The 26,016-nt window shown below is 48.4% G+C and carries 23 protein-coding genes, 1 pseudogene, 1 riboswitch and 1 other annotated feature (1 of these 26 cut by a window edge); of the genes and pseudogenes, 19 read left to right on the top strand and 5 right to left on the bottom strand.

The window, feature by feature from the left end:
- Nucleotides 1-24: 24 nt before the first annotated feature.
- Nucleotides 25-1,455: a phytoene desaturase family protein gene (locus tag BW952_RS01210; RefSeq protein WP_045849555.1), complete on the top strand. Its 1,431-nt coding sequence runs from the start codon at nt 25-27 to the stop codon at nt 1,453-1,455.
- Nucleotides 1,456-1,587: 132 nt separating this feature from the next.
- Here the strand turns inward: BW952_RS01210 and BW952_RS01205 are convergent, their stop codons facing one another.
- Together BW952_RS01205 and BW952_RS19750 are read right to left on the bottom strand one after the other, a co-directional pair.
- On the bottom strand, nt 1,588-2,139 hold the full coding sequence (locus tag BW952_RS01205) for a GNAT family N-acetyltransferase (RefSeq protein WP_045849556.1): 552 nt from the start codon (nt 2,137-2,139) through the stop codon (nt 1,588-1,590).
- A 73-nt stretch (nt 2,140-2,212) separates the two neighbouring features.
- A complete protein-coding gene (locus BW952_RS19750) occupies nt 2,213-2,338 on the bottom strand; it encodes a hypothetical protein (RefSeq protein ID WP_276206289.1) in 126 nt (41 codons plus the stop codon).
- 258 nt (nt 2,339-2,596) lie between these two features.
- Nucleotides 2,597-2,733: riboswitch (FMN riboswitch) on the top strand.
- A 129-nt stretch (nt 2,734-2,862) separates the two neighbouring features.
- On the opposite strand from BW952_RS19750, the gene ribD reads away from it, so the two are divergent.
- The 10 genes from ribD (at nt 2,863) to BW952_RS01155 (ending at nt 12,641) form a co-directional block, all read left to right on the top strand.
- Nucleotides 2,863-3,939, top strand: coding sequence for a bifunctional diaminohydroxyphosphoribosylaminopyrimidine deaminase/5-amino-6-(5-phosphoribosylamino)uracil reductase RibD (gene ribD / locus BW952_RS01200; RefSeq protein WP_045849557.1), 1,077 nt, complete (start codon nt 2,863-2,865; stop codon nt 3,937-3,939).
- A gap of 4 nt (nt 3,940-3,943) precedes the next feature.
- A complete protein-coding gene (ribE, locus tag BW952_RS01195; RefSeq protein ID WP_045849558.1) occupies nt 3,944-4,594 on the top strand; it encodes a riboflavin synthase in 651 nt (216 codons plus the stop codon).
- 12 nt (nt 4,595-4,606) lie between these two features.
- Nucleotides 4,607-5,815, top strand: coding sequence for a bifunctional 3,4-dihydroxy-2-butanone-4-phosphate synthase/GTP cyclohydrolase II (locus BW952_RS01190; protein WP_045849559.1), 1,209 nt, complete (start codon nt 4,607-4,609; stop codon nt 5,813-5,815).
- Nucleotides 5,815-6,285, top strand: coding sequence for a 6,7-dimethyl-8-ribityllumazine synthase (gene ribH, locus BW952_RS01185; protein ID WP_045849560.1), 471 nt, complete (start codon nt 5,815-5,817; stop codon nt 6,283-6,285). The genes BW952_RS01190 and ribH overlap by 1 nt, the downstream gene beginning before the upstream one ends.
- Before the next feature lie 90 nt (nt 6,286-6,375).
- Nucleotides 6,376-7,593, top strand: a complete 1,218-nt coding sequence (locus BW952_RS01180) for an NCS2 family permease (protein WP_045849561.1) — start codon at nt 6,376-6,378, stop codon at nt 7,591-7,593.
- Between the two features lie 112 nt (nt 7,594-7,705).
- Nucleotides 7,706-8,692 carry a diaminopimelate epimerase gene (gene dapF / locus BW952_RS01175; protein ID WP_045849562.1) on the top strand — a complete coding sequence of 329 codons (987 nt, stop codon included), beginning with the start codon at nt 7,706-7,708 and terminating at the stop codon, nt 8,690-8,692.
- A 74-nt stretch (nt 8,693-8,766) separates the two neighbouring features.
- Nucleotides 8,767-9,432, top strand: a complete 666-nt coding sequence (locus BW952_RS01170) for a phosphatase PAP2 family protein (protein WP_045849563.1) — start codon at nt 8,767-8,769, stop codon at nt 9,430-9,432.
- Between the two features lie 161 nt (nt 9,433-9,593).
- Nucleotides 9,594-10,604 carry an alcohol dehydrogenase AdhP gene (adhP, locus tag BW952_RS01165; RefSeq protein ID WP_045849564.1) on the top strand — a complete coding sequence of 337 codons (1,011 nt, stop codon included), beginning with the start codon at nt 9,594-9,596 and terminating at the stop codon, nt 10,602-10,604.
- A gap of 96 nt (nt 10,605-10,700) precedes the next feature.
- On the top strand, nt 10,701-12,218 hold the full coding sequence (gene adh / locus BW952_RS01160) for an aldehyde dehydrogenase (RefSeq protein WP_045849565.1): 1,518 nt from the start codon (nt 10,701-10,703) through the stop codon (nt 12,216-12,218).
- Nucleotides 12,219-12,278: 60 nt separating this feature from the next.
- Nucleotides 12,279-12,641, top strand: a complete 363-nt coding sequence (locus BW952_RS01155) for a DUF779 domain-containing protein (RefSeq protein ID WP_045849566.1) — start codon at nt 12,279-12,281, stop codon at nt 12,639-12,641.
- Between the two features lie 28 nt (nt 12,642-12,669).
- On the opposite strand, the gene BW952_RS01150 is transcribed toward BW952_RS01155, so the two are convergent.
- Genes BW952_RS01150 through BW952_RS01140 form a run of 3 tightly spaced genes read right to left on the bottom strand, consistent with a single transcriptional unit; the run spans nt 12,670 to nt 16,818 of the window.
- Entirely contained in the window at nt 12,670-14,076 is a 1,407-nt protein-coding gene (locus BW952_RS01150; RefSeq protein WP_045849567.1) for a sigma-54-dependent transcriptional regulator, read from the bottom strand.
- Between the two features lies 1 nt (nt 14,077).
- Nucleotides 14,078-15,676 (bottom strand): ATP-binding protein, encoded by a 1,599-nt coding sequence (locus BW952_RS01145; protein ID WP_045849568.1) that lies wholly within the window; start codon nt 15,674-15,676, stop codon nt 14,078-14,080.
- Nucleotides 15,673-16,818: an iron-containing alcohol dehydrogenase gene (locus BW952_RS01140; RefSeq protein ID WP_082084543.1), complete on the bottom strand. Its 1,146-nt coding sequence runs from the start codon at nt 16,816-16,818 to the stop codon at nt 15,673-15,675. Before BW952_RS01140 ends, BW952_RS01145 begins: the two co-directional genes overlap by 4 nt.
- 85 nt (nt 16,819-16,903) lie before the next feature.
- Here BW952_RS01140 and BW952_RS01135 point away from each other — a divergent pair, with 85 nt between their 5' ends.
- The 8 genes and pseudogenes from BW952_RS01135 to BW952_RS01100 all read left to right on the top strand — a co-directional run bounded on the left by BW952_RS01135 (nt 16,904) and on the right by BW952_RS01100 (nt 25,964).
- Nucleotides 16,904-17,653 carry an NRDE family protein gene (locus tag BW952_RS01135; protein ID WP_045849570.1) on the top strand — a complete coding sequence of 250 codons (750 nt, stop codon included), beginning with the start codon at nt 16,904-16,906 and terminating at the stop codon, nt 17,651-17,653.
- A gap of 41 nt (nt 17,654-17,694) precedes the next feature.
- A complete protein-coding gene (locus tag BW952_RS01130) occupies nt 17,695-19,185 on the top strand; it encodes a glycosyl hydrolase family 28-related protein (protein WP_045849571.1) in 1,491 nt (496 codons plus the stop codon).
- A 252-nt stretch (nt 19,186-19,437) separates the two neighbouring features.
- A pseudogene (gene tnpB, locus BW952_RS01125) lies at nt 19,438-20,560 on the top strand (IS200/IS605 family element RNA-guided endonuclease TnpB).
- A gap of 222 nt (nt 20,561-20,782) precedes the next feature.
- On the top strand, nt 20,783-22,081 hold the full coding sequence (locus BW952_RS01120) for a homoserine dehydrogenase (RefSeq protein ID WP_045849572.1): 1,299 nt from the start codon (nt 20,783-20,785) through the stop codon (nt 22,079-22,081).
- A 2-nt stretch (nt 22,082-22,083) separates the two neighbouring features.
- Nucleotides 22,084-23,148, top strand: coding sequence for a threonine synthase (thrC, locus tag BW952_RS01115; protein WP_045849573.1), 1,065 nt, complete (start codon nt 22,084-22,086; stop codon nt 23,146-23,148).
- Nucleotides 23,145-24,035, top strand: a complete 891-nt coding sequence (gene thrB / locus BW952_RS01110; protein WP_076496159.1) for a homoserine kinase — start codon at nt 23,145-23,147, stop codon at nt 24,033-24,035. Before thrC ends, thrB begins: the two co-directional genes overlap by 4 nt.
- Nucleotides 24,036-24,429: 394 nt before the next feature.
- Entirely contained in the window at nt 24,430-25,299 is an 870-nt protein-coding gene (locus BW952_RS01105; RefSeq protein ID WP_045849574.1) for a carbon-nitrogen hydrolase family protein, read from the top strand.
- Nucleotides 25,296-25,964: a GNAT family N-acetyltransferase gene (locus BW952_RS01100; protein ID WP_045849575.1), complete on the top strand. Its 669-nt coding sequence runs from the start codon at nt 25,296-25,298 to the stop codon at nt 25,962-25,964. Before BW952_RS01105 ends, BW952_RS01100 begins: the two co-directional genes overlap by 4 nt.
- Before the next feature lie 40 nt (nt 25,965-26,004).
- Nucleotides 26,005-26,016: a binding site (T-box leader), on the top strand (it continues 218 nt past the right edge of the window).

Genomic DNA, 26,016 nt, shown 5'->3' with positions numbered 1-26,016 from the left:
GGCAATAGTAAAGGAGGACGCCATGTGAAAAAAGCAATTGTCATAGGTGCAGGGCTCGGCGGTCTTTCGGCTGCGATCACGATGCAGTCAAAGGGAGTGGACGTAACGGTTTTTGACGAAAATCCGCATGCGGGCGGGAAAATGATGAGCGTGGATAGTGAGGGGTTTCATTTTGATTTTGGTCCGAATACGATGACCATGCCGCACGTGTTTCAGCAGGTGATCAAGCAAGCAGGCGAAAACCCGGATGAATATTTTACGTTCCAAAAACTGACACGTCACACGCGCAATGTATTTGCGGACGGCAGCGAGCTCTGGCAAACAGCGGATGAGAAAAGCATGATCCGCGAGCTTGACCGGTTCGGCCCTCATACATATGATCGATATACGGAAGAAGTCCGCAGGCTGTACACGTTAGCTGAGAGCCACTTTTTTCACCGGACGTTCCGCTCCTGGAAGGATTACTTGTCGCCGTCCTTGGCCGGGGCTATGGCACAGGTCCGCCCGCTTGAGTCGATGGATCATTTTCACCGCCGATTTTTCAGCGACGAGCGGGTGCTGCAGGTGTTTAACCGGTATGCAACCTACATCGGCTCATCGCCATTCAAGGCGCCGGCGACCTTTTCATTAATCGGCCATTTAGAAATGAATGACGGCGTGTATTATGTAAAAGGCGGCAATGTGAAAATTGCCCATGCGTTTCAATCTGTTTTTGAGAAAAAAGGCGGGTCCCTGCAGTTAAATACGCGTGTGAAGCGGCTGATCGTCCGGAATCAAAAAGCGGTAGGCGTGGAGCTGCAGTCAGGGGAAACGGTCGAGGCGGACTTTGTTGTCATTAACGGTGACTTTGTGACAGCGACCCGCAGCTTAATCGATGAAGGGGACCGGCCAACGTATCAGAATCGAAAGCTCGACCGCTTTCACCCGTCTATTTCGGCATTTGTCATGATGATCGGGAAAAGGGAACGGATAATGGACCTGCCGCATCACCAGGTCATGTTTACGAGCGACTATGAAGGAGAATTCCGCCAGATCTTTCAGGAAAATCGAATGCCGGAGGACCCGACGATTTACATCAGCCACAGCGCAGCCACCGATCCAGCTGTAACGAGTGGGAGCAATCTGTTTGTTCTTGTGAACGCACCGGCAGCAGAAGTGAATCCTGAGCGATACAAAGAACAAATTTATGAGCGTCTTCTTCAAAAAGGGGTTAATATCGGAGCTCCTGACTTTGAAAAAGTGATTGCGCCACAGGACATTGCCCGGCAGTTTTCAGCGTATAAAGGCGCACTTTATGGCATTTCATCCCACAATCTGAAGGATTCTTTTTTAAGGCCGAGAAATGGCCATCCCGATCTAAGCAATGTGTATTATGCGGGCGGGACAACCCATCCCGGCGGCGGAAGCCCGATGGTTGTTCTGAGTGGATTGAATGTTCCTTTTTCAGGAGAATAAATGGAAAAGAGCTGCCTTCCGATACGGAAGGCAGCTCTTTTCAATGGGTTTTTGGTCATAAAGATGAACGGATTGTTCGCTTCTTCATTTGAAGGTAAGGTTATGCACGCGAGGGATTCTCCGGAATGGGTGTTACGCTTCCATTGCCTGTTCGTTTTCCTGGTCTTTGCGCATTAAGTAAAGCGTGAAGAGGTCTTTCGGCACTTCATATAGATCAAACACAGCTTCATTTTGATTTAATTTGGCATATACATCCGGGCGGGTTTCATTGGCCGGGACTGCATAAGGCAGTTTTTCTGCAGCTTTACGCGAGCGGATGTTCACCTTGCGAATCGACATATAAATCGACTCGATGCCCATTTCGTAAAATAGTTCTTTAAAAAATTCTTCCTTAGCCGGTGCGTTGTAGCCTTTGCCGTGGTAAGGCTTGCCAAGCCATGTGCCGAGAAAACCGGCGCCGTTTTCAATGTCATACAGGTTGATTGTGCCGATCGGGCTGCCCCATTCGTCAAGGATCGTCCGTGAAATTAATTCGCCGCGCTCTTCGGATTCGATGTTTTGCTTCGTCACGAAAACAAACTCCTCATAAGACTGGGCTTTGTGGCGCACAAAAGGGAAGACTTCCGGGTGCGTCATTAACTCAAACAAAGCATGACTTTCATGAACATCGCGCTTCTTCAACATGGTAATTCCCTCCTTTAATCACTTGAGGGCATAGCGGTTCATCAGTGTCCCGATTCACCCTCGAAATTTTTTATCAATCAAACGAGACCGTCACAACAGCAGCCTGTCCATAAAAAAATTCCGGGATGGGAATCGAACCCATTAGAACCGATTGAAGAAACCGGTGGCGCACCATTTGCCTTCCCACTACAACTTGCATTCACATGTCGTTATTTTCATAATATAAGATTTTTACCCGTTTGCAAATAGTTTTTAAACGCAAAACAAAAATATTTTCGACATTTTTTTAGCGCTTATTTTAAGACAGTTGAAATGGTGATTTTGTTGGGCTTTTGTTTTGTTTAGTATATGCAAAATGGGCAGACAGAGTGTCTCTGTTCACAGAATGGTTTCAAATAAAAATCCCTTGCTTGACAACGGATTTGAAGTAGCGTCATAATAAGAGCAACATTCGAATAAACCTTTCCGGGGCAGGGTGAAACTCCCGACCGGCGGTGATGAGCGATTCGCTCTTAGTCCGTGACCCGCATACGTGCGGTGGATCTGGTGCAATTCCGGAGCCGACAGTTACAGTCTGGATGGGAGGAAAGGACAATCCGCGTTTTCTGAAAATTTTTTCACGTCGAAAACGTTTATTTCTTGATGATTAAAAGCCCCGTATTGACAATCAATGCGAGGCTTTTTTGTATGAAATTGCTTTTTTGAAAAAGGGGGTTCCCTTCTATGAATGAAGACTATTATATGAATCTGGCACTTTCTCTTGCGGAAAGTGCTGCGTACCAGACAACACCTAATCCGCCGGTGGGCGCTGTTGTTGTAAAAAATGGCCGTATTCTCGGCATGGGTGCTCACTTAAAAGCGGGCGAAGAACATGCAGAGGTTCATGCGCTGCGTCAAGCGGGAAGCGAGGCGGAGGGTGCAGACATGTATGTCACACTTGAGCCGTGTGCCCATTTCGGCAAAACACCGCCCTGTGCAGATTTAATTGTTGAAAAAGGACTGCGCCGCGTGTTTGTGGCGGCAATCGACCCGAACCCGCTTGTTGGAGGAAAGGGAATTGAAAAGCTCCGAGCGGCTGGCATCGAAGTGAAAACAGGAATTTGTGAAAAAAAAGCAATGGAGCTGTTAACACCCTTTTTCCATTTTATTCAAAAAAACCGTCCGTATGTGACAATCAAAACAGCTGTGACTGCTGACGGCAAAACGGCAGCCCACACCGGACACAGCCGCTGGATTACAAGCGATGCTGCCAGAGAAGATGTGCATTTGCTCAGAAGCCGGCACGATGCGATCTTGACCGGCATTGGCACCGTGCTGCTCGATAACCCGCTCTTAACCTCCCGACTGCCCCAGGGAGGAAAACACCCGATTCGAATTGTGCTGGATACTCATTTAAGGGTGCCGGTTGATTACAACATTATTCAAAACAAAGAAGCCAAAACGATTATTTTTTGCGCTTCCGATGCGCAAACAAAAAAACAGCGCGCTCTCGAAGAAGAAGGCGTAACGGTGATCAGAATTCCTTATATGTCCATTGATGCCGTTCTCGACGAATTGGGGAAAATGAACATTATGACGCTTTTAGTGGAAGCAGGAGCCGAGATGAATGCATCCTTTTTGGATATCGGGGCATTTAACCGGCTTGTCATGTATATGGCGCCGAAGCTGATCGGCGGAAAATCAGCTCCGTCCTCGTTTGGCGGGCTTGGCGGTTCTTCTATGGACGAAGCGCTTGATCTTACGTTTGTTTCCATCGATACGATTGGACCGGATGTAAAAATTGTCATGGAAAAAAGGTGATGGAATGTTCACAGGAATAATAGAAGAAATCGGCAAAGTGGAACGAATCGTGCGAGGCGGAAAATCCCTTCAGCTGACTATCAGCGCGAACAAGGTGCTCGAGGATGTGCAAGCGGGCGACAGTATATCTGTTAACGGCGTGTGCTTGACGGCAACAGCCTATACAAACACCCATTTCACAGCAGATGTGATGCCGGAAACATTTAAAACAACGGCGCTTGCAGCCCTGTCACCCGGTACCCGTGTGAACCTGGAGCGGGCGATGGCGGCGAACGGCCGGTTTGGCGGCCATTTCGTATCAGGACACGTGGACGGAGTCGGTCATATCGTGTCAAAGAAGCAGGAGGAAAATGCTCTTTACGTGACTATTTCCTATCCGGAAGGGCTCGGCCGTTATTTTTTATACAAAGGTTCGATCGCTCTTGATGGTACTTCGCTGACGCTTTTCGGGGTGACAGAGGATGACGTGACGGTTTCTCTCATTCCGCATACACGCGATGAAACGGTTCTGGCGTCAAAGGGCATCGGAGACCCGGTCAATATCGAATGTGATATGCTCGCGAAATATGTAGGCAATATGCTGGGGAAAAAAGAAGCGCCGAAGCGCAGCGGTGGCGTCACAATGGATATATTAAAAGAAAACGGCTATTTGTAAGGAGGACTCGAGATGTTTTCAACGATTGAAGAAGCCATCGATGATTTAAAGCAGGGGAAAGTCATTATCGTTGTTGATGATGAAGACCGCGAAAACGAAGGGGACCTGGTCGGCATTGCCGAGCTTGCGGACGGGGCGATGATCAATTTCATGGCGAAGGAAGGCCGAGGTCTTATTTGTGTGCCGATTGAAGAGCAGATTGCACACCGCCTTCAGTTTCACTCGATGGTGGAGCATAATACAGACAGCCATGGCACCGCATTTACTGTCAGTGTGGATCATAAGAACACCACCACAGGAATCAGTGCATTTGAGCGTGCTGATACGATCCGGGCAATGGTTGATGATACGTCTGGCTCCGCCGACTTTAAACGGCCGGGTCACATCTTTCCGCTGATTGCGAAAACAGGCGGCGTATTGCGCAGAACAGGTCATACAGAAGCGGCAGTTGACCTCGCAAAGCTCGCTGGACATAAGCCGGCCGGCGTCATTTGTGAGGTAATGAATGATGACGGCACAATGGCCCGGCTGCCTGAGCTTGATGTGATGGCGAAAAAATTTAAGTTAAAAATGGTGACGATCGAACAGCTTGTTGCGTATCGCCGCAAGCAGGAAACGTTAATCCGGCGCGAGGCCGATATTCAGCTCCCGACCGACTTTGGCCAGTTCCGGGCCGTTGGCTACGAGGAAGATTTAACAGGGAAAGACCATGTGGCGCTTGTCAAAGGAGACATTTCCGGTGATGAACCGGTTCTCGTCCGTGTTCATTCAGAATGCCTGACGGGTGACATTTTTGGCTCGCATCGATGTGACTGCGGCCCGCAGCTTCATGCGGCGCTCGGACAGATTGAAGAAGAAGGCCGTGGCGTATTGCTTTACATGCGCCAGGAAGGCCGCGGCATCGGTCTTATTAATAAACTAAAAGCGTACGAGCTGCAGGAGCAGGGCTACGACACCGTTGAAGCAAATTTAAAATTGGGCTTTAAGGATGATCTTCGTGATTACGGCATTGGCGCCCAGATTTTGCGCGATCTCGGCATTACGAAAATGAGGCTTTTAACAAACAACCCGCGGAAAATTGCCGGATTAAACGGATACGGACTCGATATTGTCGAACGTGTTCCGATTGAAATGCCGGCAAACGCCGACAACCGCAGCTACTTAAAAACGAAGATTTCAAAGCTTGGCCACCTACTACATGTAAAAGAGGAGAATGAATAATGGGAAAAACATTTGAAGGACATTTAATTGGAACAGGATTAAAAGTAGGCATCGTTGCAGGGCGCTTTAATGAATTTATTACAGGTAAGCTCGTATCCGGAGCGGAAGATGGTTTTATCCGCCACGGCATTGATGCGAATAACATCGATATTGCCTGGGTGCCGGGTGCGTTCGAGCTGCCAATCGTGGCCAAAAAGATGGCGGACAGCGGCAATTATGACGCTGTGATTACGCTCGGTGCGGTTATCCGCGGCGCTACAGCGCACTTTGACTACGTGTGCAACGAAGCAGCAAAAGGAATCGCGCAAGCCGGTATGCAGTCGGGTGTTCCGGTCATTTTTGGCTTGCTGACGACAGATACGATTGAGCAGGCGATTGAACGTGCCGGCACAAAAGCAGGCAACAAAGGCTGGGAATCCGCTGTTTCGGCGATTGAAATGGCGAACTTGCTCCGTTCATTTGATTCGTGATATAATCTGACACGTGGCTAGTCGTCTGACCTTTAAAAAGGCGATATAGCGGGTAGGGAGAGGGCGCTTCACAGTAAGCAGGTTTTTAATATGAATGGAGGAATTTTTAAGCTTCGCGAACATGGAACCACCTTTGCGAAGGAATTGTCTGCGGGGGTGGCCGGCTTTTTAACGGTCATCTACATCATTGCCGTAAACGGACTCATCTTGTCAGAAGCGGGTATGCCGTTTGAAGCAGCCGCTGCTGCCACGATCGTTTCGGCTGCTGTCGGATGTTTGATTATGGCACTTTGGGCGAATGCACCGATTATTATTGTGCCGGGCATGGGCATTAATGCTATGTTCACGTATACCTTTGTAAACGAAATGGGCATGACGTGGCAGCAGGCGCTCGGTGTAACCGTAGTTGCCGGTCTGTTGTTTTTAGTGGTCACGTTAACGCCGCTCGCCGGAAAGCTGAATGATATTGTGCCGGCTTCGTTAAAAGAAGCGATCACGATTGGACTCGGTTTGTTTCTTGTCGTGATCGGCGTTCAAAAAGCGGGCTTTACGCTGACAGCGCTTGTCACACTTCTGTTTGCCGCTTTCTTATTTTGGCGAAAGGTGCCGGGTGCATTTATCTGGGTGATTGCCGGCGGAACGGGCATTGCCTGGCTCTTCGGCACATTGCCGGGGGGATCAGCCGGAGTTGGCTTATCAAGCTATGCCTCTGTTTTCGGCGCATGGTCTGTTGAAGGGGTATCTCCGCTCGTGTTTATTCCAGCGGTGTTTTCTTTGACGATGGTGCTGCTGTTTGAAAACATCGGTCTTGTAAACGGCCATTTGAATCTGGCAGAGCAGCCGCATAAATTCAAGCGTACGATTCAAGCAAACGCTGCGGCGGTCATGGCAAGCGGCCTTGCCGGCTCCAGCGCAAATGTATCGGCTGTTGAAAGTGCGGCGCCGATCGCTTCCGGTGGACGGACAGGACTCGTTCCGCTTGTGGCCGGTCTCCTGTTTCCGGTCGCTTTTATCGCGGCGCCTTATTTAAATATGGTGCCGGGCTCTGCTATTGCACCAATCCTGATCATGATCGGCATGCTTATGACGATGAATATTCGCCAGCTGTCGTTTGCTGACTGGACAGAGGCAGTGCCTGCTCTTGCGATTATCGTAATTATTCCACTCACATCAAGCATCGCAGACGGCATCGCGGCCGGCTTTATTTTGTATCCGCTGTTGAAAATGACCCGGGGACGATTTCGTGAAGTACCTGTTTCCATGTACATTATCGCGCTGCTATTCCTTATGAATACAATGATTCACTGACCACCCGCACCGGCGGGTGGTTTTTTTCTTGCAGCGATTTGAAAGTCGCCGTGCCGCAGGTAAATCTGCTATACTGAAAAAAACAAATTTGCAGTGAAAGAGGGATTGAGGTTTGGAGATTCAATTTATTAAAGGCCATGGATCAGGCAATGATTTTATTTTAATTGACGAGTGGGCACACGGCTATACGTTTTCAGAGGACAATCGCCGTGAGCTCGCTTTAGCTTTATGCAACCGTGAAACAGGTATTGGGGCAGACGGGATTGTTTTCGTAATGGAAAGCCGTCATGCAGATGCCAAAATGCGCATTTTCAACAGTGACGGGTCCGAAGCGTCGATGTGTGGAAATGGTCTTCGCCTGCACGGACGTTACGTATTAGACAAGCTTGGGAAAAATGAGATTATCGTCGAAACGAATAAAGCCGATCTTTCTGTGAAAAAGGACGGCGAAATGTATGACGGGGTGCCGGCGTACCGTGTGGAAATTTCTCCGGTTTTGTTTGATCTTGCCGACCTGCCGATGACAATCGGCAAAAATCGTTTGTTTAATGAAGTCGTGCCGGAACTGTCGGAGCTCATTCCTTTTTCGGCGGTGGCTGTTCCGAATCCGCATTTAATTGCAGTTGGCAGCCGTGAGCTGATCGCGTCGAATGAACAAAAGCGCATTGCGGAATTGTTAAACGGAGAAAACAATATTACACCAGATGGCGTGAATGTCAGCTTTGTTCATCCTATTGAAAAAGGCGTTCTTTATGTTCGAACGTTCGAACGGGGAGTCGGGTTTACAAACGCCTGTGGAACGGCGATGTCCGCCTCCACCTTAACGACCTGCCAGCTCGGCTTAAACGATTTTGAGACACCGGTTGACGTGTTCAATAACGGCGGTAAGGTCCGCTGCGAAGTTCATCAGCATGAAGCAGGCCGGTACTCCATCGACTTGATCGGGAACGGCACCTACCTGTTCGAAGGCACGATCAAGCTGGATTTGTCCGAGCCAGGCAAGTTTACGGTTCATGACCAGCGCGTGTTCGACGAGCAGGCTGCTTACGATAAGCTGCGTGAAGAAGTGGAATCTTACCTTGCCGCTCACGTGTTTTAATCTAGGAGTTCTTCCTGGATTTTTTTTGCTCAAGCAGGGTACATAAAAGGAAAGAAACGAAAGGAAGAATGTGATTGAACAGAAAAAACTGGCGTGCTTACACGTATTATGGCTTGCTTATCACATTTCTTATTTTTTTTACATGGGGATTTTTTGAAGTAGTAGATGCCCTGCAGGAAAACGAAGTAGCCGCGTTTGACGCAGCGATCATTCAGGAGGTGCAGTCATGGGTAAATGAGGGACGCACCGCTCGGATGGTGTTTATAACAGATCTTGCCTCTGTCACGTTTTTAACAGCGGCGACTATTCTCATTGGCGCGTATCTGGTCATCCGGAAGCGCTACGGATGGGCGGTTTTTTTCGTTCTAGTGAACGGACTTGGAGGTGCATTTAACGGGTTTTTAAAAGAACTGTTTAAGCGCCAGCGCCCGGACATCCTGCCGCTGATTGAACAAGGCGGCTACAGCTTTCCAAGCGGCCACTCGATGGGGTCTTTTATTTTTTACGGAGCACTTTCCTTTATGCTTTTTCGTCTATTAAAAGGAAAGTGGAAAAAAACGATCGCCGCTATTTGCGCAGGCACGATGATTCTCTTAGTCGGTCTCACCCGAATTTACCTCGGCGTCCATTACCCGAGTGACGTGCTGGCCGGCTTTTCCATCGGCGCAGCCTGGCTCTTTTTTTGCATCATGCTGTTTCACTTCGGTGAATATCGAATCAACCGGCGGCTTTCTCGTTAGAAGAAAGCCGTTTTTTTGTTTGATTGAGCCGATTTTTCGGCTGAATAAACCGGGAAATCGGCTCGTGTATCTACGAAGGTCCTGGATGTATCCGTTTTCAATGTTGGCACAGTAGTTGCATTATACTAAATGAACGACTAAATCCAAGGGGGAATGACAAAATGAAAGCAGCAGTTGTGAATGAATTTAATCAGCAATTGGAAGTAAAGGATGTACCGAAGCCAACGGCCGGGCGTGGGGAAGTGCTGGTGAAAATAGAAGCATGTGGTGTTTGTCATACGGATTTGCATGCTGCACACGGTGACTGGCCTGTAAAACCGAAGCTGCCGCTCATTCCAGGGCATGAAGGGGTGGGCATTATCGAGGAAATCGGTGAAGGCGTTACGTCACTTAAGCAAGGGGACCGGGTGGGGGTTCCGTGGTTATTTTCTGCTTGCGGCGAATGCGAATACTGCCTGCAGGGTCAGGAAACGCTTTGTCCGCATCAGGAAAATGGCGGGTATTCAGTTGACGGAGGTTATGCTGAATACTGCGTGGCACCGGCTGATTATGTGGCGAAAATTCCGGACGGACTGGATCCGGTGGAAGTGGCACCTATTTTATGCGCTGGTGTGACAACGTATAAAGCGCTGAAAGTCTCAGGGGCAAAGCCGGGAGACTGGGTTGCCATTTACGGCATCGGCGGTCTTGGGCATATTGCTCTTCAGTATGCGAAAGCAATGGGCTTTAATGTCGTTGCTGTTGACATTGCCGATGAAAAACTGGAGCTGGCGAAAAGTCTTGGCGCAGATGAAACGGTCAATGGAATGAATGAAGACCCTGCCGAAGCGATCCATGAAAAGATAGGAGGCGTGCAGGCAGCAATCAGTGTAGCGGTGACGAAAAAAGCTTTTGAGCAGGCGTATCGTTCTGTGAAGCGGGGTGGCACGCTGGTGGTCGTTGGGCTTCCGAATGATGAGCTGCCGATTCCGATTTTTAATACAGTGCTCAACGGTGTATCCGTGAAAGGATCAATTGTCGGTACACGCCTCGATATGAAGGAAGCTCTTGATTTTGCGGCGCGCGGCAAAGTAAAAGCACAGGTTGAAACAGCACCATTAGACAGCATCAATGAAGTATTCGATAAAATGGAAAAAGGAAAAATTAATGGACGGATTGTGCTGACACTGTAAGACAAATGAGTTGACATTCAGTTCGGAAGACGTTATTTTGGAAATGTAAGCGTTTTAAATTAGCTGATTTCCAACATCTAAAGGGGGAAAGGGTCTATGATTTACGCAAATCCAGGGCAAGAGGGGTCAAAGGTTACATTCAAGAAAAAATACGATAATTATATTAATGGAAAATGGACCGCACCATTAGGCGGCCAATATTTTGAAAATGTTACACCGGTGACAGGCGAGGTATTTTGTGAGGTTGCCCGTTCACAGGCGGAAGATATTGAGCTGGCGCTTGATGCGGCCCACGCAGCCAAAGACGCGTGGGGAAAAACATCGGTTGCGGAACGCGCCAATATTTTAAATAAAATTGCAGACCGGCTGGAAGAAAACCTGGAATTGCTGGCTGTTGCAGAAACGTGGGACAACGGAAAAGCGGTTCGGGAAACACTCAATGCCGACTTGCCGCTTGCCATTGACCATTTCCGTTATTTTGCCGGTGCGATCCGGGCGCAGGAAGGTTCGCTTTCACAAATTGATGATGACACGGTCGCTTACCATTTCCACGAGCCGCTCGGTGTTGTCGGCCAGATCATTCCGTGGAATTTCCCGATCTTAATGGGTGTATGGAAGCTTGCCCCGGCACTTGCGGCTGGAAACTGTGTGGTGCTAAAGCCGGCAGAGCAGACACCAGCCTCGATTTTGGTTTTAATGGAACTGATTGAAGATCTGCTGCCGCCTGGTGTCGTCAACATCGTCAATGGCTTCGGTCTTGAAGCAGGAAAGCCGCTTGCGTCCAATAAGCGTATCGCCAAAATCGCCTTTACCGGCGAAACAACGACCGGCCGTTTGATTATGCAATACGCTTCGCAGAACTTGATTCCAGTAACACTGGAGCTCGGAGGCAAATCGCCGAATATTTTCTTTGACGATATTATGGAAGAAGACGATGCGTTTTTAAACAAAGCGGTTGAAGGATTTGTCATGTTTGCGCTGAATCAAGGGGAAGTTTGTACATGCCCATCACGCGCACTCATTCATGAAAACATTTACGATAAATTTATGGAGCGTGTTATTGAGCGAGTGAACGCCATTAAAACCGGCAACCCGCTGGATACCGATTCCATGATGGGTGCCCAGGCGTCCAACGAACAAATGGAAAAAATTCTGTCTTATCTTGATATCGGAAAGCAGGAAGGCGCAGAATGCCTGGCTGGTGGAGAGAAAAATACAGTCGAGGGCTTTGAGAATGGCTATTACATAAAGCCGACCGTTTTCAAGGGCCATAACAAAATGCGGATTTTCCAGGAAGAGATTTTCGGTCCGGTTGTATCGGTTACAACGTTTAAGGATGAAGCGGAAGCGCTGGAAATCGCCAATGATACACTTTACGGATTGGGTGCCGGCGTCTGGTCACGCCATCAAAACCGCGCATACCGGTTCGGGCGTAATATTCAAGCGGGGCGTGTGTGGACAAACTGCTATCATCAGTATCCGGCACATGCAGCGTTCGGCGGCTACAAAATGTCCGGCATCGGCCGCGAAAATCATCTCATGATGCTGAACCACTACCAGCAGACGAAAAACCTGCTCGTCAGCTATTCAGAGGATGCACTAGGATTCTTTTAACCAATCGGAAGGCGCTGCCGCACATTGTGGCAGCGCTCGTTTCATAAGGAGGAGAGAGGGATGGTGGAGCGAGTGACTGCAACTCAAGCCGCACTCGATTTAATCGAAAGCCTGAAGGAAAAGCACGGTCCGCTTATGTTTCATCAGTCGGGCGGCTGCTGTGACGGCAGTGCACCAATGTGCTACCCGGATGGGGAGTTTTTTACAGGGGATTCAGACAAGCTGCTCGGTGAAATCGGGGGCGCGAACTTTTACATTAGCGATGCCCAATACGAATACTGGAAGCACACGCAGCTGATCATCGACGTAGTCGATGGGCGAGGCGGCATGTTCTCTTTAGAAGGACCAGAAGGAAAGCGATTTTTAACCAGGTCGCGTGTCTTTACAGAGAAAGAACGGCAGGAACTTGAATTGTCTTCGTAAAAAAAGCTTCCTTCAGATGGAAGCTTTTTTACGTTTCATTTAAATAGTAACGAATTTTGCGCTTGGATATGCCAAGCTTTTGAGCAGCTTGTTCCCGGTTGCCGGCTGTTTCCTTTAGCGTCTTGTGAATAAACGCTTCGGCAGTCCGCTTTTCCATTCGCTTCATTGTTTGCACCAGCTCATCCAAGTGAATGGCTTCATCGTTCGTATATGAATCCAGTATGTAGGAAGAAAAAAGGCGCCAGTCCGATTCAAACGTACGGGTCTGAGGTGAAGCCTTTTTCAGCGGTGCGGCGGTCCGGTTCATTTTCTCCGGCAGCATGTGAGGTGTAATGACGGGTTCATCTGCGTACAAAACGAACAATCGCTGCAGCGTGTTGACAAGCTCACGTATATTGCCCGGCCAGTGATACGTTTTCAGTACATTCATCGCATCAGGTGAAAAGGGTAACGACATTCCATTTTTCCGGCTGTACAGATCAATAAAATGGGTGATGTCCTGCTGGCGTTCACGAAGCGGCGGGATCACTAGCTTAACAACATCAAGACGGTACAGCAGATCGGACCGAAACGTTCCTTCTGAAACCGCTTTTTCTAAGCTCGCGTGGCTTGCCGCAATAATCCGTGCGCCTGTTTGCCGGGGTGCAGGGTCGCCAATTTTAAAATACTCACCTGTTTCAAGTACACGCAGCAGCTTCACCTGTGTTGCGTGAGAGGCTTCTGCGATTTCATCCAGAAATAATGTGCCGTCCGTTGCGACTTCAAAAAAGCCTGCACGGTTTTCTGCCGCGCCTGTAAAGGAGCCTTTTGCATGACCGAACAATTCACTTTCGAGCAATGATTCGGAAATAGCCCCGCAGTTTAGCCCGATAAACGGCCCTTTGGATCGGTTGCCAGCTTGATGGAGAAAACGTGCGAGCACTTCTTTTCCTGTGCCTGTTTCGCCTTCTATTAAAATCGTTATATTTTTATCAGCGAGTTTAAAAGCGAGACGGTATAATTCGTGCACAGCCGAGCTTGTTCCGAGAAAGACCCCGGATCTTTGTGCTTCCTCCCTGTATGCGTCAAGCTGGTCATTCGTCGTCAGCTGGTCCACTAGCGCTTCAATCGCCATAATATCTTCAAATGGCTTTTCAAGAAAATCCTCTGCCCCAAGCTGAATAGCTTCTATCGCCATTTTCACCGTGCTGTAGCCCGTCATCACAACGGTTTTGCAGAAGGGTGCTTCCTTCTTCAGCTTTTTTAACAGCTCAAGGCCATTTCGGTCCGGCAGACGAACATCTAAAAAAGCGGCATCAAACCGGTCAAGCTGAGTGAGTGCATCAAACGCCTGCCCGCTTTCTGCATACGTGACATTGATTTTTTTCGCTTGAAAAAGCCGGGTTAAAAAACGGCCAATTTCTTGTTCATCGTCGACAATTAAAATATTCGTCATGTCATTCCGTCCTTTCCAAAACGGGAAGTGCCAGCGTAAAGGTACTTCCTTTTTGAGGCTGACTTTTCACAGTTAACGTGCCGCCGTGAGATTCCGCAATACCGATGCTCACCGATAACCCGAGACCTGTCCCATTGTGAGCTGATTTGGTCGTGAAAAAAGGGTGAAAGATTTCGTCTAGTTTGTCAGCATCAATCCCGCAACCGTTGTCCTGCACATGCAAATAAACGAAGTGTTGATCCGCTTCTGTTTTCACCCAGACACGTTTTTCTCCTTGCATTTCTGAACAGGCATCCTTTGCATTGATAAATAAATTAACGGCAATCTGGCTCAGCTGCTGGAGGTTTCCATTCACAAGAGGCAGCTGCTCGTTCAATTCGATCAAAAGCTGGATACGCTGCTTTTCCATCTGGCGCCCGGTCAGACGAAGCGCTTCGTAAATTGCGTCATTGAGCGAGCACGGATGGAAGGAGGAAGGCTCTTGCCGGGAAAACGCAAGCAGGCTCCGAATGATCGTCCGGCACCGCTTGCCGCACTCCTCAATGTCTTCAAGCAGCGGCTTTGTTTCGTTTGTTGCAAGCCGCAGCAAAAGCTGAGCATTGCCAAGAATGGCTGTAAGTGGGTTGTTCAGCTCGTGCGCTACGCCGGCAGCCATTTCGCCAATCGCAGCCAGCTGGCCGGAATGGATAATTTGTGCCTGCATAAATTGTTTTTCCGTAATATTTTTTAAATACACAATCATCCCTTTAAGCTCTCCATCCTCAAGCATCGGATAATAAGCGCATTCATACACTTTATTTTGAATCGATACTTCTTCAAAACAAGGCAGTTCGGTTTGCACCGCCTCGTGAAAACGATCCGGCTTTAAAAACGTGCAAATGGTTTGTTCAAACGGCCAGCTTTGGGCCGCACTGTCGTTTCTCGTTAAGATTGTTCCATCCAAATCAGTGACCAGAATAGAATCCGGTACAGCACGAAAGGTCGATGCCCATCTGGATTCACTGAGCAGCACTTCGTGGTAAAGACGGGCGTTTTCAATACAAACCGCAAATTGTCCGGATAAATGATCAAAAAAAGACCGGTCTTCCTCAGAAAAAGAAAATATTTCACGTGTAGCAAGACCAAGCACACCGGTGATCATGCCACGGCTGCTCAATGGGAATAACCAGACAGACTGAAAACCAAGCGCTTGAAACGCTTCCGATTCAAAAAAATCATCGCCTTTTTGAACGGAATGCAGAAGATCCTGTCCGCTTGAGAAAACACGCGCATAAAGCGAGTTTTCTGATGAAAGAACGGTGCCTTTTCGCAAAAAGGATGCTTTTTCTGGATACACATCGGCCATTTTCAATGCGCCATCTTCCCACATCGCCAGGCTGAGACGGTCTATTTTGTATACCGACTGCAGCGTTTCCTGTGTTTGCTTCAGCATATCCTGAATCGACATATTGACATTAAAGCTGTGCATAATCGTATTCATGATTTCCAGCTGTCTGTTTTTCTTTTGCAGCTCGCCGATCGTTTTCTTCAGCTCTGTGTAATAATTCAGCTTTGACGATTGAACACCGGTCAGCAAGTGAATCATTTCGGGCCGGTTCATGCCAGAGCCCTCGTTAACAGAGCTGCGACTTCCGCTGCTGAAATATCGCGCGGATTCGTAATCATGCATGCATCGGTCAGCGCGATTTCACTGATCTCCGGTATGGCAGAAGCGTGAAAGCCCATTTCAGCAAGCGTTAAGGGGGCACCGATATCCACGGCGAGCTTTTTCACCGATTGAATCGCCTTTTCTCCGGCTTCACGGTCAGATAAGCGGGTGACGTTTTCACCCATCAGCAATGCCACTTCGCGGAATTTCTCGGGGCAGGCAATTAAGTTGAATTCCATGACGTGCGGCAGCAAAACTGCATTAATATCGCCGTGTAAAAAAGGGAAGCGGCCGCCGATCGTATGGCTCATAGCGTGTGCAGCGCCTAAAATGGCATTCGAAAACGCAAGACCGGCTTGAAGACTAGCCATCGCCATTTTTTCCTTTGCTTCTTTGTTGTATTTAGACGCAACCGAAGGCCGAAGAAACCGTGCGGCAAGGGCGAGTGCGTTTTTCGCCTGCACATCCGTCATCGGCGTCGCGGCAATACTAACAAAGGACTCAATCGCATGGGTAATAACGTCCAGTCCTGTTGTGGCGGTGAGCCGGGCGCTTTTCGTTGCAAGCACATCCGGATCAATAACGGCAATATCCGGTACGAGCGATTTTGAGACAATGGTCATTTTTTTTTGCCGGACACTGTCGACGATCACCGAAAACTGGGAAACCTCCGATCCCGATCCGGCGGTTGTCGGAACCATGACAAGAGGAGGGAGAGGAGATAAAATGCGGTCAACCCCTTCGTAATCCCGAATATGCCCGCCGTTTGCCACAAGAGCGGCGGCCGCTTTTCCACTATCGATGGCACTTCCGCCGCCAACTGCTATAATTGCATCACAGCCGCTTTCCTTATAGGTCTCCGCACAAGCAGCCGCTTCAACGTCTGTCGGATTGACCGATACTTCATGAAATAAAGTAGCGGCAAGACCTGCTTTCCGGCAGCTTTCCAATACAGGATCTGTCCATCCGGCATCCATGACACCACGATCGGTGACGACCAGTACGTGACGGGCGCCGAGCCTCTTGCAGCATTCCCCGGCTTGATAAATGGAGCCGCTTCCAAAAATCACTTCCGGCATCACAAACTTATACATGTTTCCCACCATCCCATCGTTCGATTGTTTGGTTCATTATACCATTTCTGCGTATAATGAAGGAAAAGAAAGCGGGGGAACTGCCATGTGCTTAATTGCGATCGCTTTTCAAGTATGTGCCGACAAGCCACTCATTGTGGCAGCAAACCGGGACGAATTTTACGCGCGTCCTACGCAGGCCTCTCATTGGTGGAAGGATACGCCGATTTTAGCCGGACGGGACGAGGAAAAGGGCGGGACGTGGATGGGTATTACGAGGAACGGCCGGTTTTGTGCACTGACAAATTACCGGGACCCCCATGAACGATCAGAAGGAAAAGAATCACGCGGTCATATTGTCCGCTCCTTTTTAGAAAGTGATCTGACTGCGGAGGCGTTTTTAAAGGAATTGGACAGGGAAAAGAACAGGTATGCCGGGTTCAATCTCGTTGCAGGAACGAAAGATGAATTATACGCGTATGGCAGTCGGTCAAATGAGCAGGCATTTTTACTTCCGCCAGGCATTCATGCGGTCAGTAACGCCTTTATGAATACGCCGTGGCCGAAAACAAGAAAAATAAAAGAAAAGATAGCCGCTGCTTTACACAGCAGAGAGCAGCTGTTTAACATGCTTCACGACCAAACAATTGCCCCCGACCACGAGCTGCCTGAAACCGGGGTGTCAATCGAATGGGAACGATTACTGTCGCCCATCTTTATTCAAAGTGAAGCATATGGCACACGGACGTCCACAATAGTGGAATTAACCAAAAACAATCAAGCAACGTGGATTGAAAAAACGGTCCAACCAGGAAAATCCAAACAAGAAAAAGCTTTTTCGTTTGATTTTAACTAAAAACAGTATGTGCAAAATTCAAAAACAGAAAGGAAAAAACCATGTATATAACACCTTCTCATCAGCCGCATCAAAATGCGGGGTTAATTGATTCCTTTTTTCAAGACAGTCCGCCATTATCAGCCGCTGTTGCGGAAACAAATCAGCTTTTTTTTGCTTCAGCTGCCAACTGGAAGCCTGGAAATCATCAACTAGGCTGGCTGGATAAGATCAAATCGCTCTGGACAAAGCAGGAAGAACCAATCAAGCTCCACTATACGATCGTTGAAGAAGGAGAGGTGTACCCGGACTGGAAGCCGGAATTGGACCGGGAATACGAAAATCTGCAAAAAAAAGCCGCCCAAATCGTGCACGTCAATCCTGGAGATGATCTGCAAAGGGCGCTTAGTGGCGGAGGGAAAACGGTTTGTTTGGCTGAGGGAACGTACCTGGTCAATGAACTGCATGTACCGTCTGATACGATTGTGAAAGGAGCCGGTGCGGGGAAAACGATTCTGAAATTAGTGGACACCGCCCCTAAAAGAAGCTTTGTGCTGACCAACGAAAATCATGTAAAGGGCAACCACCATATATTAATAGAAGGAATCACCTTCGATTGGACACTGGAGCGGCTCCGGCCGGACGAAAAGTCATCCAGCGGCAATAACCGGTCGAGCTGTCTAACGTTTGCCCATGTGACATACGGGTGGGTGAAAAATTGTGACGCGGTCAACCCGGGTCTTCACTGCTATGATGTATCTTCCACGTTATACGATTATTCCGGTGACGGACACCGGGCACGCGGCGGCAGCCGGTATGTTTGGATTGACGGCTGCACGGGCTCCGGATTTGGCGATGATGGCATTACAACGCACCACAGTGACTACATTTTTATCTCGAATTGCTTTATGCTTGATCCGTCCGGGCGCAGTCATAAAACCGGATTTTCGAACTCCAACGGCTTTGAAGTGGATGACGGTTCTCGTTCCGTCTGGCTGGTGAATAACGCTTCCGCCCGCTGCTTTGGCGGTGTGGAAGTAAAGGCGCATGCAACGAGCTCAGCAGCAGCCAATGTCCACATTATTGGCCATTTGTCTGAAAATGATAACCGGTCGTTTAATTTCCGCCATATTGGCCACCATGCAGCAGATGATCCGGATTCGAAAACAGCCCGGTTTCTCACAGCGACGCGAATTGTCTCTGTTCATCCGATCTACACGGACCTTTATGCATCGTCAAAGCCCCGCGCTTTAACTGTTTCGGCTTATCAGCATGTCGTCATTAACGGGCTCCGGGCAATCGGGGACCCGTCGTACAACTACAAAGAGCTGCCGATAGCAGGTATTCAGTACAAAGCAAAGCATGTTCATCTTCAAGATGTGTCCATGCGGGACTTTGCGACGGCAGGGGCTTCGCTAAAAGTATTTGGGGGTGCCAACAAGCCCGATTTTGTTACAATGAAAAACACCCATTTCGCCAACTGCGGAAAAAAGCCGCTTTTTATCGCGAAGGATATAGCGAATGCCTCGTCAGAAAATGGAACAACCGCTTGAAAGAAGCGGTTGTTTTCTTTATTATCTTTGGCGATAAGACGCACTCCTCAAAGTGCTTTTCTTATGGGGCGATGAATCGCTACTTTTTCGCTTTATAAACGCATGTTCTTTTTGCTATAATGAGTGTAATAGAAAGAGATCCCAGAATGAAAAAGAATGAGGTCCTCTCAGCCTTTTTGTCTCCCGAAAAGTGAGTCTGCCAGCGCTACTGTTAGCTGATTTGTTGCGACCATAAAAAAGGGGGTGAGTCACTTGATCCGTCATCGAGCGTTTAAATACCGTCTCTATCCAAACAAAGATCAAGAAATCCTCATCGCTAAAACCATCGGCTGTTCCCGCTTTGTGTTTAACCGGTTTTTAGCGCAATGGAATGACGTCTTCAAGAAAACAGGGAAAGGCTTGACATACGGCGCCTGTTCTTCACAGCTTCCTGCGTTAAAACAAGAATATGAATGGCTCAAAGAAGTGGACAGCGTTGCGATTCAATCGTCTGTCAAACACCTGGCGGATGCCTTTTCACGTTTTTTCAAAAAACAAAATCAGGCTCCCCGATTCAAACCCAAGAAAAATCGGGTCCAGTCGTACACAACCAAATACACAAACAACAACATTGCCGTTGAAGGGAACCGGCTCAAACTGCCAAAGCTCGGTTTTGTCCGCCACCGTAAGGCGCAACCCAACTGGAAAATATTTTGTGTCGATTCTCACGGAAACAGACGTCAAGCCGCTGCCGAAAACCGGTTCTTCGGTTGGGGTAGATGTCGGACTCAAAGATTTCGCCATTTTGTCCGACGGTACGGTATATAAGAACCCACGTTTCTTTCGTTCGCTTGAAAAGAAATTAGCGAATGAGCAGCGCATTCTCGCACGCCGAAAACAAGGGGCGATCCAGCGGAAAAAGCCCCTGCTAGAAGCGAAGAACTATCAAAAACAAAAGCGGAAAGTGGCCCGTATTCATGAAAAAATCGCCAACACCCGCGTGGATTACTTGCATAAAATCTCTACTAATATTGTCAAAAACCACGACATCATTGGGATGGAGGATTTGCAGGTAGTGAACATGCTCAAAAACCGTAACCTTGCGAAAGCCATCAGCGAAGTAAGCTGGGCTCAGTTTCGAACGATGCTGGAGTACAAAGCAGCCTGGTACGGAAAGCAAGTCGTGGTTGTCTCCAAAACCTTCGCCTCAAGCCAGCTTTGTTCCAGCTGTGGCCACAAGCATAAAGACGTAAAGAATCTCGCGCTGCGTGAATGGACCTGCCCACAATGCGGCATCCATCATGACCGGGATCTTAACGCAGGACTGAATTTGAAACAAGAAGCAGAACGCCTCATCGCTTCTTCAACCGCTGGGACGGCGGGGGTAGCCTACTAACGAACGGGCGGTTACGCCGGTGATCGTAGGAATCCCCACTTCAAGCGTCAGCTAAATGTGGGTAGTTCAATATAGGAATTGTGTGAATATTTTCGCGAAAAAATGATTTGATTTCCTTTTGCGAAAATATAAGGTTGTATTCCACACAAAAGATCGATATAATGTCTACTATACAAAAACAAATGTACATCAGAAAAATACATAGTTGAGGTGACGTTTAGGATGAAGGACAATGTAAAAGTAGGATTACTCGGTCTCGGGACAGTTGGAACAGGCGTTGTGAAAATGATCCAGGATCATCAGGAACAGCTTGCACACCGCGTTGGCTGCTCGGTTGACGTAACAAAGGTACTCGTTAAAAACGTAGACAAAAAACGCGACGTGGAGCTTCCGAAAGAAGCCCTCACGCTTGACCCGTACGAGGTCATTAACGATCCGAACGTGGATGTAATTGTTGAAGTAATGGGCGGCATTGATGAAACGAAAAAATTGCTGCTTGCGGCTCTTCATCAGAAAAAACATGTCGTGACGGCCAATAAAGATCTGGTTGCTCTTTACGGTTCAGAGCTGTTAAAAGCAGCAAGCGAAAACGGCTGCGATTTTTATTATGAAGCGAGTGTTGCCGGCGGGATTCCGATTATCCGGGGCCTGGCAGATGGCCTTGCCTCTGATAAAATCAAAACGATGATGGGGATTGTAAACGGGACAACGAATTTTATCCTCACAAAAATGAATAAAGAAGGCATGTCCTACGACGTGGCATTGAAAGAAGCCCAGGACCTCGGCTTTGCTGAAGCAGATCCGACTTCTGACGTGGAAGGTCTGGATGCTGCGCGCAAAATGGCGATTCTTGCCCGTCTTGCTTTTTCAATGGACATTGAGCTTGAGGATGTGGAAGTAAGCGGCATTTCCAAAGTGTCCGACAGCGATTTAAAGCACGGTCAAACGCTAGGCTATACAATGAAGCTGATTGGGTATGCGGATCAGCAAAACGGCGGCGCTGAAGTAAGCGTGCAGCCAACCTTTCTATCGAACAATCACCCGCTTGCTGCGGTTAATGATGAATACAATGCGGTTTATGTATACGGCGAAGCAGTCGGTGAAACGATGTTTTACGGACCGGGTGCCGGCGGTCTGCCAACGGCAACATCGATCGTGAGTGATTTAGTAGCAGTCATTACAAATATGCGTCTCGGCGTAAATGGCAAAAGCATTTCGGCGCCGCAATTTGAAAAACAATTAAAAACATCAGAAGAAAAATTTGCAAAATACTTTATCCGTCTGCACGTGCGCGATGAAGTCGGCGCGTTCTCTGAACTAACGAAGCTGTTTTCATCAAACGGCATCAGCTTTGAAAAGATTCTTCAGCTGCCGCTTGACGAAGAGGGCGTTGCTGAAATTGTCATCGTGACACATAAAGCATCAGCAGAAAACTATACACAAATGCAAAACCAAATTAAAGATCTGGCGGTCGTTCGGTCCATCGAAAGTTTCTACCGCGTTGAAGGAGAAGGAGCATAATTATGGCTAAATGGGAAGGTTTATTACATCAATACAAAGAATTTTTACCGGTGAACGAAAACACACCGGCCCTTTCATTAATGGAAGGAAATACACCGCTTATTCCGCTTGTGAATATTTCGAAAAAACTGGGTGTGAATATTCACGTGAAAGTAGAAGGCGCCAACCCAACGGGCTCATTTAAAGACCGCGGTATGGTGATGGCTGTTGCCAAAGCAAAAGAAGAAGGCAGCAATACGGTCATTTGTGCTTCAACAGGAAATACGTCCGCGGCAGCAGCTGCTTATGCATCACGTGCAGGAATGAAAACAATCGTTGTGATTCCAGATGGAAAAATCGCACTCGGCAAGCTGGCCCAGGCGATGATGTACGGAGCGGAAATCGTTGCGATTGAAGGAAACTTTGATGAGGCGCTGACAATGGTGCGTAACATTAGTGAAAAATCACCGATTACACTTGTGAACTCGGTGAATCCGTACCGCATTGAAGGCCAGAAAACAGCGGCATTTGAAGTGTGCGACCAGCTTGGCCAGGCACCGGATGTGCTGGCAATTCCAGTCGGAAATGCCGGCAACATTACGGCGTACTGGAAAGGCTTTAAGGAATACAATGAGAAATTCGGTACAGGTCTTCCGCGCATGCACGGCTTTGAAGCAGAAGGTGCGGCAGCGATCGTACAGGGTGCGCCAATTGCTGACCCTGAAACAGTTGCTACAGCGATCCGGATCGGAAATCCAGCCAGCTGGTCATTCGCAGAAGCAGCGCGTGATGAGTCCGGCGGAAAAATTGATTTTGTGACAGATGCGGAAATCTTGGAAGCATATGAAATGATGACACGAGAAGAAGGCATCTTCGCAGAGCCAGCATCAAATGCATCAATCGCTGGAATCATTAAGCACGTGAAGTCAGGCGAAATCGAGCAGGGTGCGAACATTGTCGCCGTTTTGACAGGCAATGGCTTGAAGGACCCGCAAACAGCGATCGCGCAAATCGAGAAAAAACCAACTGTACTGCCAAACAGTGAAGAAGCAGTATTTGACTTTATTCGTGGAGTGGTTGAGGCATGATGTCGTCCGGCTCCTTAAAAGTGCCGGCATCAACGGCCAATTTAGGGCCAGGATTTGACTCGATCGGCCTTGCCTTCAGCTTGTATTTAATGGTAGACGTCAAGCGTTCAGACGAGTGGTCTTTTGCCCACAAGTCTGAGCTGCTGAACGGCTTGCCAAAAGACGATCAGCATTTAATTGCCATCGTCGCGAAAAAAACCGCTCAGCTGCGAGGTGTAGACATGCCGCCAGTGGCTGCAGTGCTCGAAAGCGATATTCCGCTTGCGCGAGGCCTCGGCAGCAGTGCGGCGGCTATTGCAGCCGGTATTGAAATAGCGAATCAGTTCGCGGATCTTCAATTAACCGATCAAGAAAAATTAAACATTGGCGATCAGTTTGAAGGGCATCCGGATAACATCGGTGCGTCTCTTTTTGGCGGGATGGTGTGCGGTGTGTCACTCGGTGAAACGGCAGAGCTTTTATCATTGCCGGCACCGGATGTAGACTTGATTGCGATTGTGCCTCCTTATGAATTAAAAACAGAGGATGCGCGCAATGCGCTGCCGGATTCATTCAGCCGCGGGGATGCCGTATTGGCCAGTGCCGTGTCTAATATGCTCGTTGCCGCATTTATGCAGCACGATTATGAAACAGCCGGGCGTATGATGGAGCGAGATGTGTTCCATGAACCGTACCGCGCTGCTTTGATTAAAGAATTTGGCCCGGCACGTCAAAAAGCACGTGAGCTTGGTGCATATGCCACCGTGATCAGCGGGGCCGGCCCGACAGTTTTGACGCTTGCTCCACGCGGTCATGGCGAAAAGATTGCCGCTGCGTTTAAGAACCAGTTTGCTGACTGTGACGTTTTGCAGCTAGACGTTGAATCAAACGGTCCGGTGTGGCAGTAGCAATCGATTTGAAGAAAAGCACAGAAGCGGCTCGTTCGCTTTTGTGCTTTTTTTGAGTGCGGCTGTTTGATCGCTTGTATATTCTCTGTTTGCTGATAAAAAGCCCGATCGCCGATATATTGTTTTACCGTCGATAAATCAATTTTTTCGGCGGTAGCGTCGCAATATCGGCGTTCGCTGAAGCAATGGTGAGAAAAGATTTGACATTCGGGCTAATTTCGTTATAATTGAAATTGAGATTCATTCTCATTACCCCCTCTTATGAGATTGAATTACATCCGACAGTTTTGCTGACGGCAAAGCTATATTGAAAAGACGGTCTGTGAGCCGTCTTTTTTTCTTGCAAAAAAAGCGATTTTCCTCTACTTTAGAAAGAATGAAGGGGGCTATTCAGTTGAAAATGAGAGTATCAGCCGTGCAGTATCATTTGCACACGATCCAATCTTTTGATGAATTCGCGAAACAATGCGAGCATTATATAAAAACAGCGATGGAATTTGAAGCAGAATTTATTTTGTTTCCAGAGTTTTTCACTACACAGCTGCTGTCCATCGGGGACGAGAAAACAGGAGAAGCGCTGCAGATTACGGATTTGCCCATGTTCACAGAGCGATATGAGCGATTATTTTCAAATTTCGCCAAAGAATTTGACGTTCACATTATCGGCGGGACCCATGTGACGGAATGGAAGGGCGGTATTCAAAACACAGCGTATTTGTTTTATCCGGACGGTTCTTACCAGATGCAGTCCAAGCTGCATATTACGCCAGCTGAAGTAGAGGGCTGGAATATGCAGCAGGGCGAAACTTTCCGCATTTTTGAAACAGAAAAAGGCACCATTGCCATTTTAACGTGCTACGATATTGAGTTTCCAGAAGTTGTTCGTATGGCGAAAGCGAAAGGGGCAGACGTTGTATTTTGCCCATCTTGTACAGATGATCGCCACGGCTTTCACCGCGTTCGCTACACGAGCCATGCACGGGCCGTCGAAAACCAGATTTACGTCGTCGGCGCTGCCACAGTCGGTTCGTTGCCTACAGTCGATTTAATGCGTTCCAATGTAGGACAAGCTGTGGTCATTTCGCCAAATGACATTCCCTTTCCGCCCGGCGGCATCGTCGCAGAAGGGATCATGAACGATGACATGATCATTACCGCTGATCTGGACTTAACGCTGCTTTACGAAGTGCGCAACAAAGGATCAGTGACAACGTGGCGGGACCGCCGCACGGACTTGTATCCGGACTGGTGGGAGCATGAATGAGCTATCGCCAGGAGTATTTCGCGTTTCAGGATAAACAGCCGGTCAAAGCTGTTGTTCGCAGATACATGGAAAAAGACTTTGACCGTTTAATTGCGGTGCAAAAGGAATGTTTTCCACCACCGTTTCCAGAGGAGCTATGGTGGAATAAGGAGCAGCTTCAAAACCATGTCCGCTTGTTTCCTGAAGGCGCGCTTTGTGTGGAAATAAACGGCGAAATCGCTGGATCCATGACCGCTTTAATAGTCGATTATCAACCTGGAGACACACATTCCTGGGAGCAGATCACCGACAATGGCTACATTCGACATCACACACCCGCCGGGAATACACTATACGTTGTTGATATTAGCGTGAGACCGTCTTACCGGAAGCTCGGCATTGCCAAGAAAATGATGCAGGCGATGTATGAAACGGTTATTCAGCTGAACCTTGACCGGCTTTTAGGCGGAGGGCGCATGCCCGGCTATCACGTGTATGCGGCGGACATGACTCCAGAGGACTATTTGGAACAGGTTGCTGCGGGCCAGCTGGTTGACCCTGTTGTCACCTTTCTCATGCGGGTGGGCCGCTTGCCAGTCGGGGTACTCCACGATTATTTACAGGACGAAGAGTCGGGAAATTGCGCTGCTTTAATGGAGTGGAAAAATCCATTTAAAAATAGTTGAAATTTCGAATTGTATGTATTATGATAATAATCAGTTAAATAAACTTGCGTTG

It is taken from the genome of Domibacillus enclensis (assembly GCF_900156125.1).
Taxonomy (GTDB): domain Bacteria; phylum Bacillota; class Bacilli; order Bacillales; family Domibacillaceae; genus Domibacillus; species Domibacillus enclensis.
Note: the sequence above shows the minus strand (reverse complement) of the source record. Positions and strands in the feature narration are given on the sequence as shown.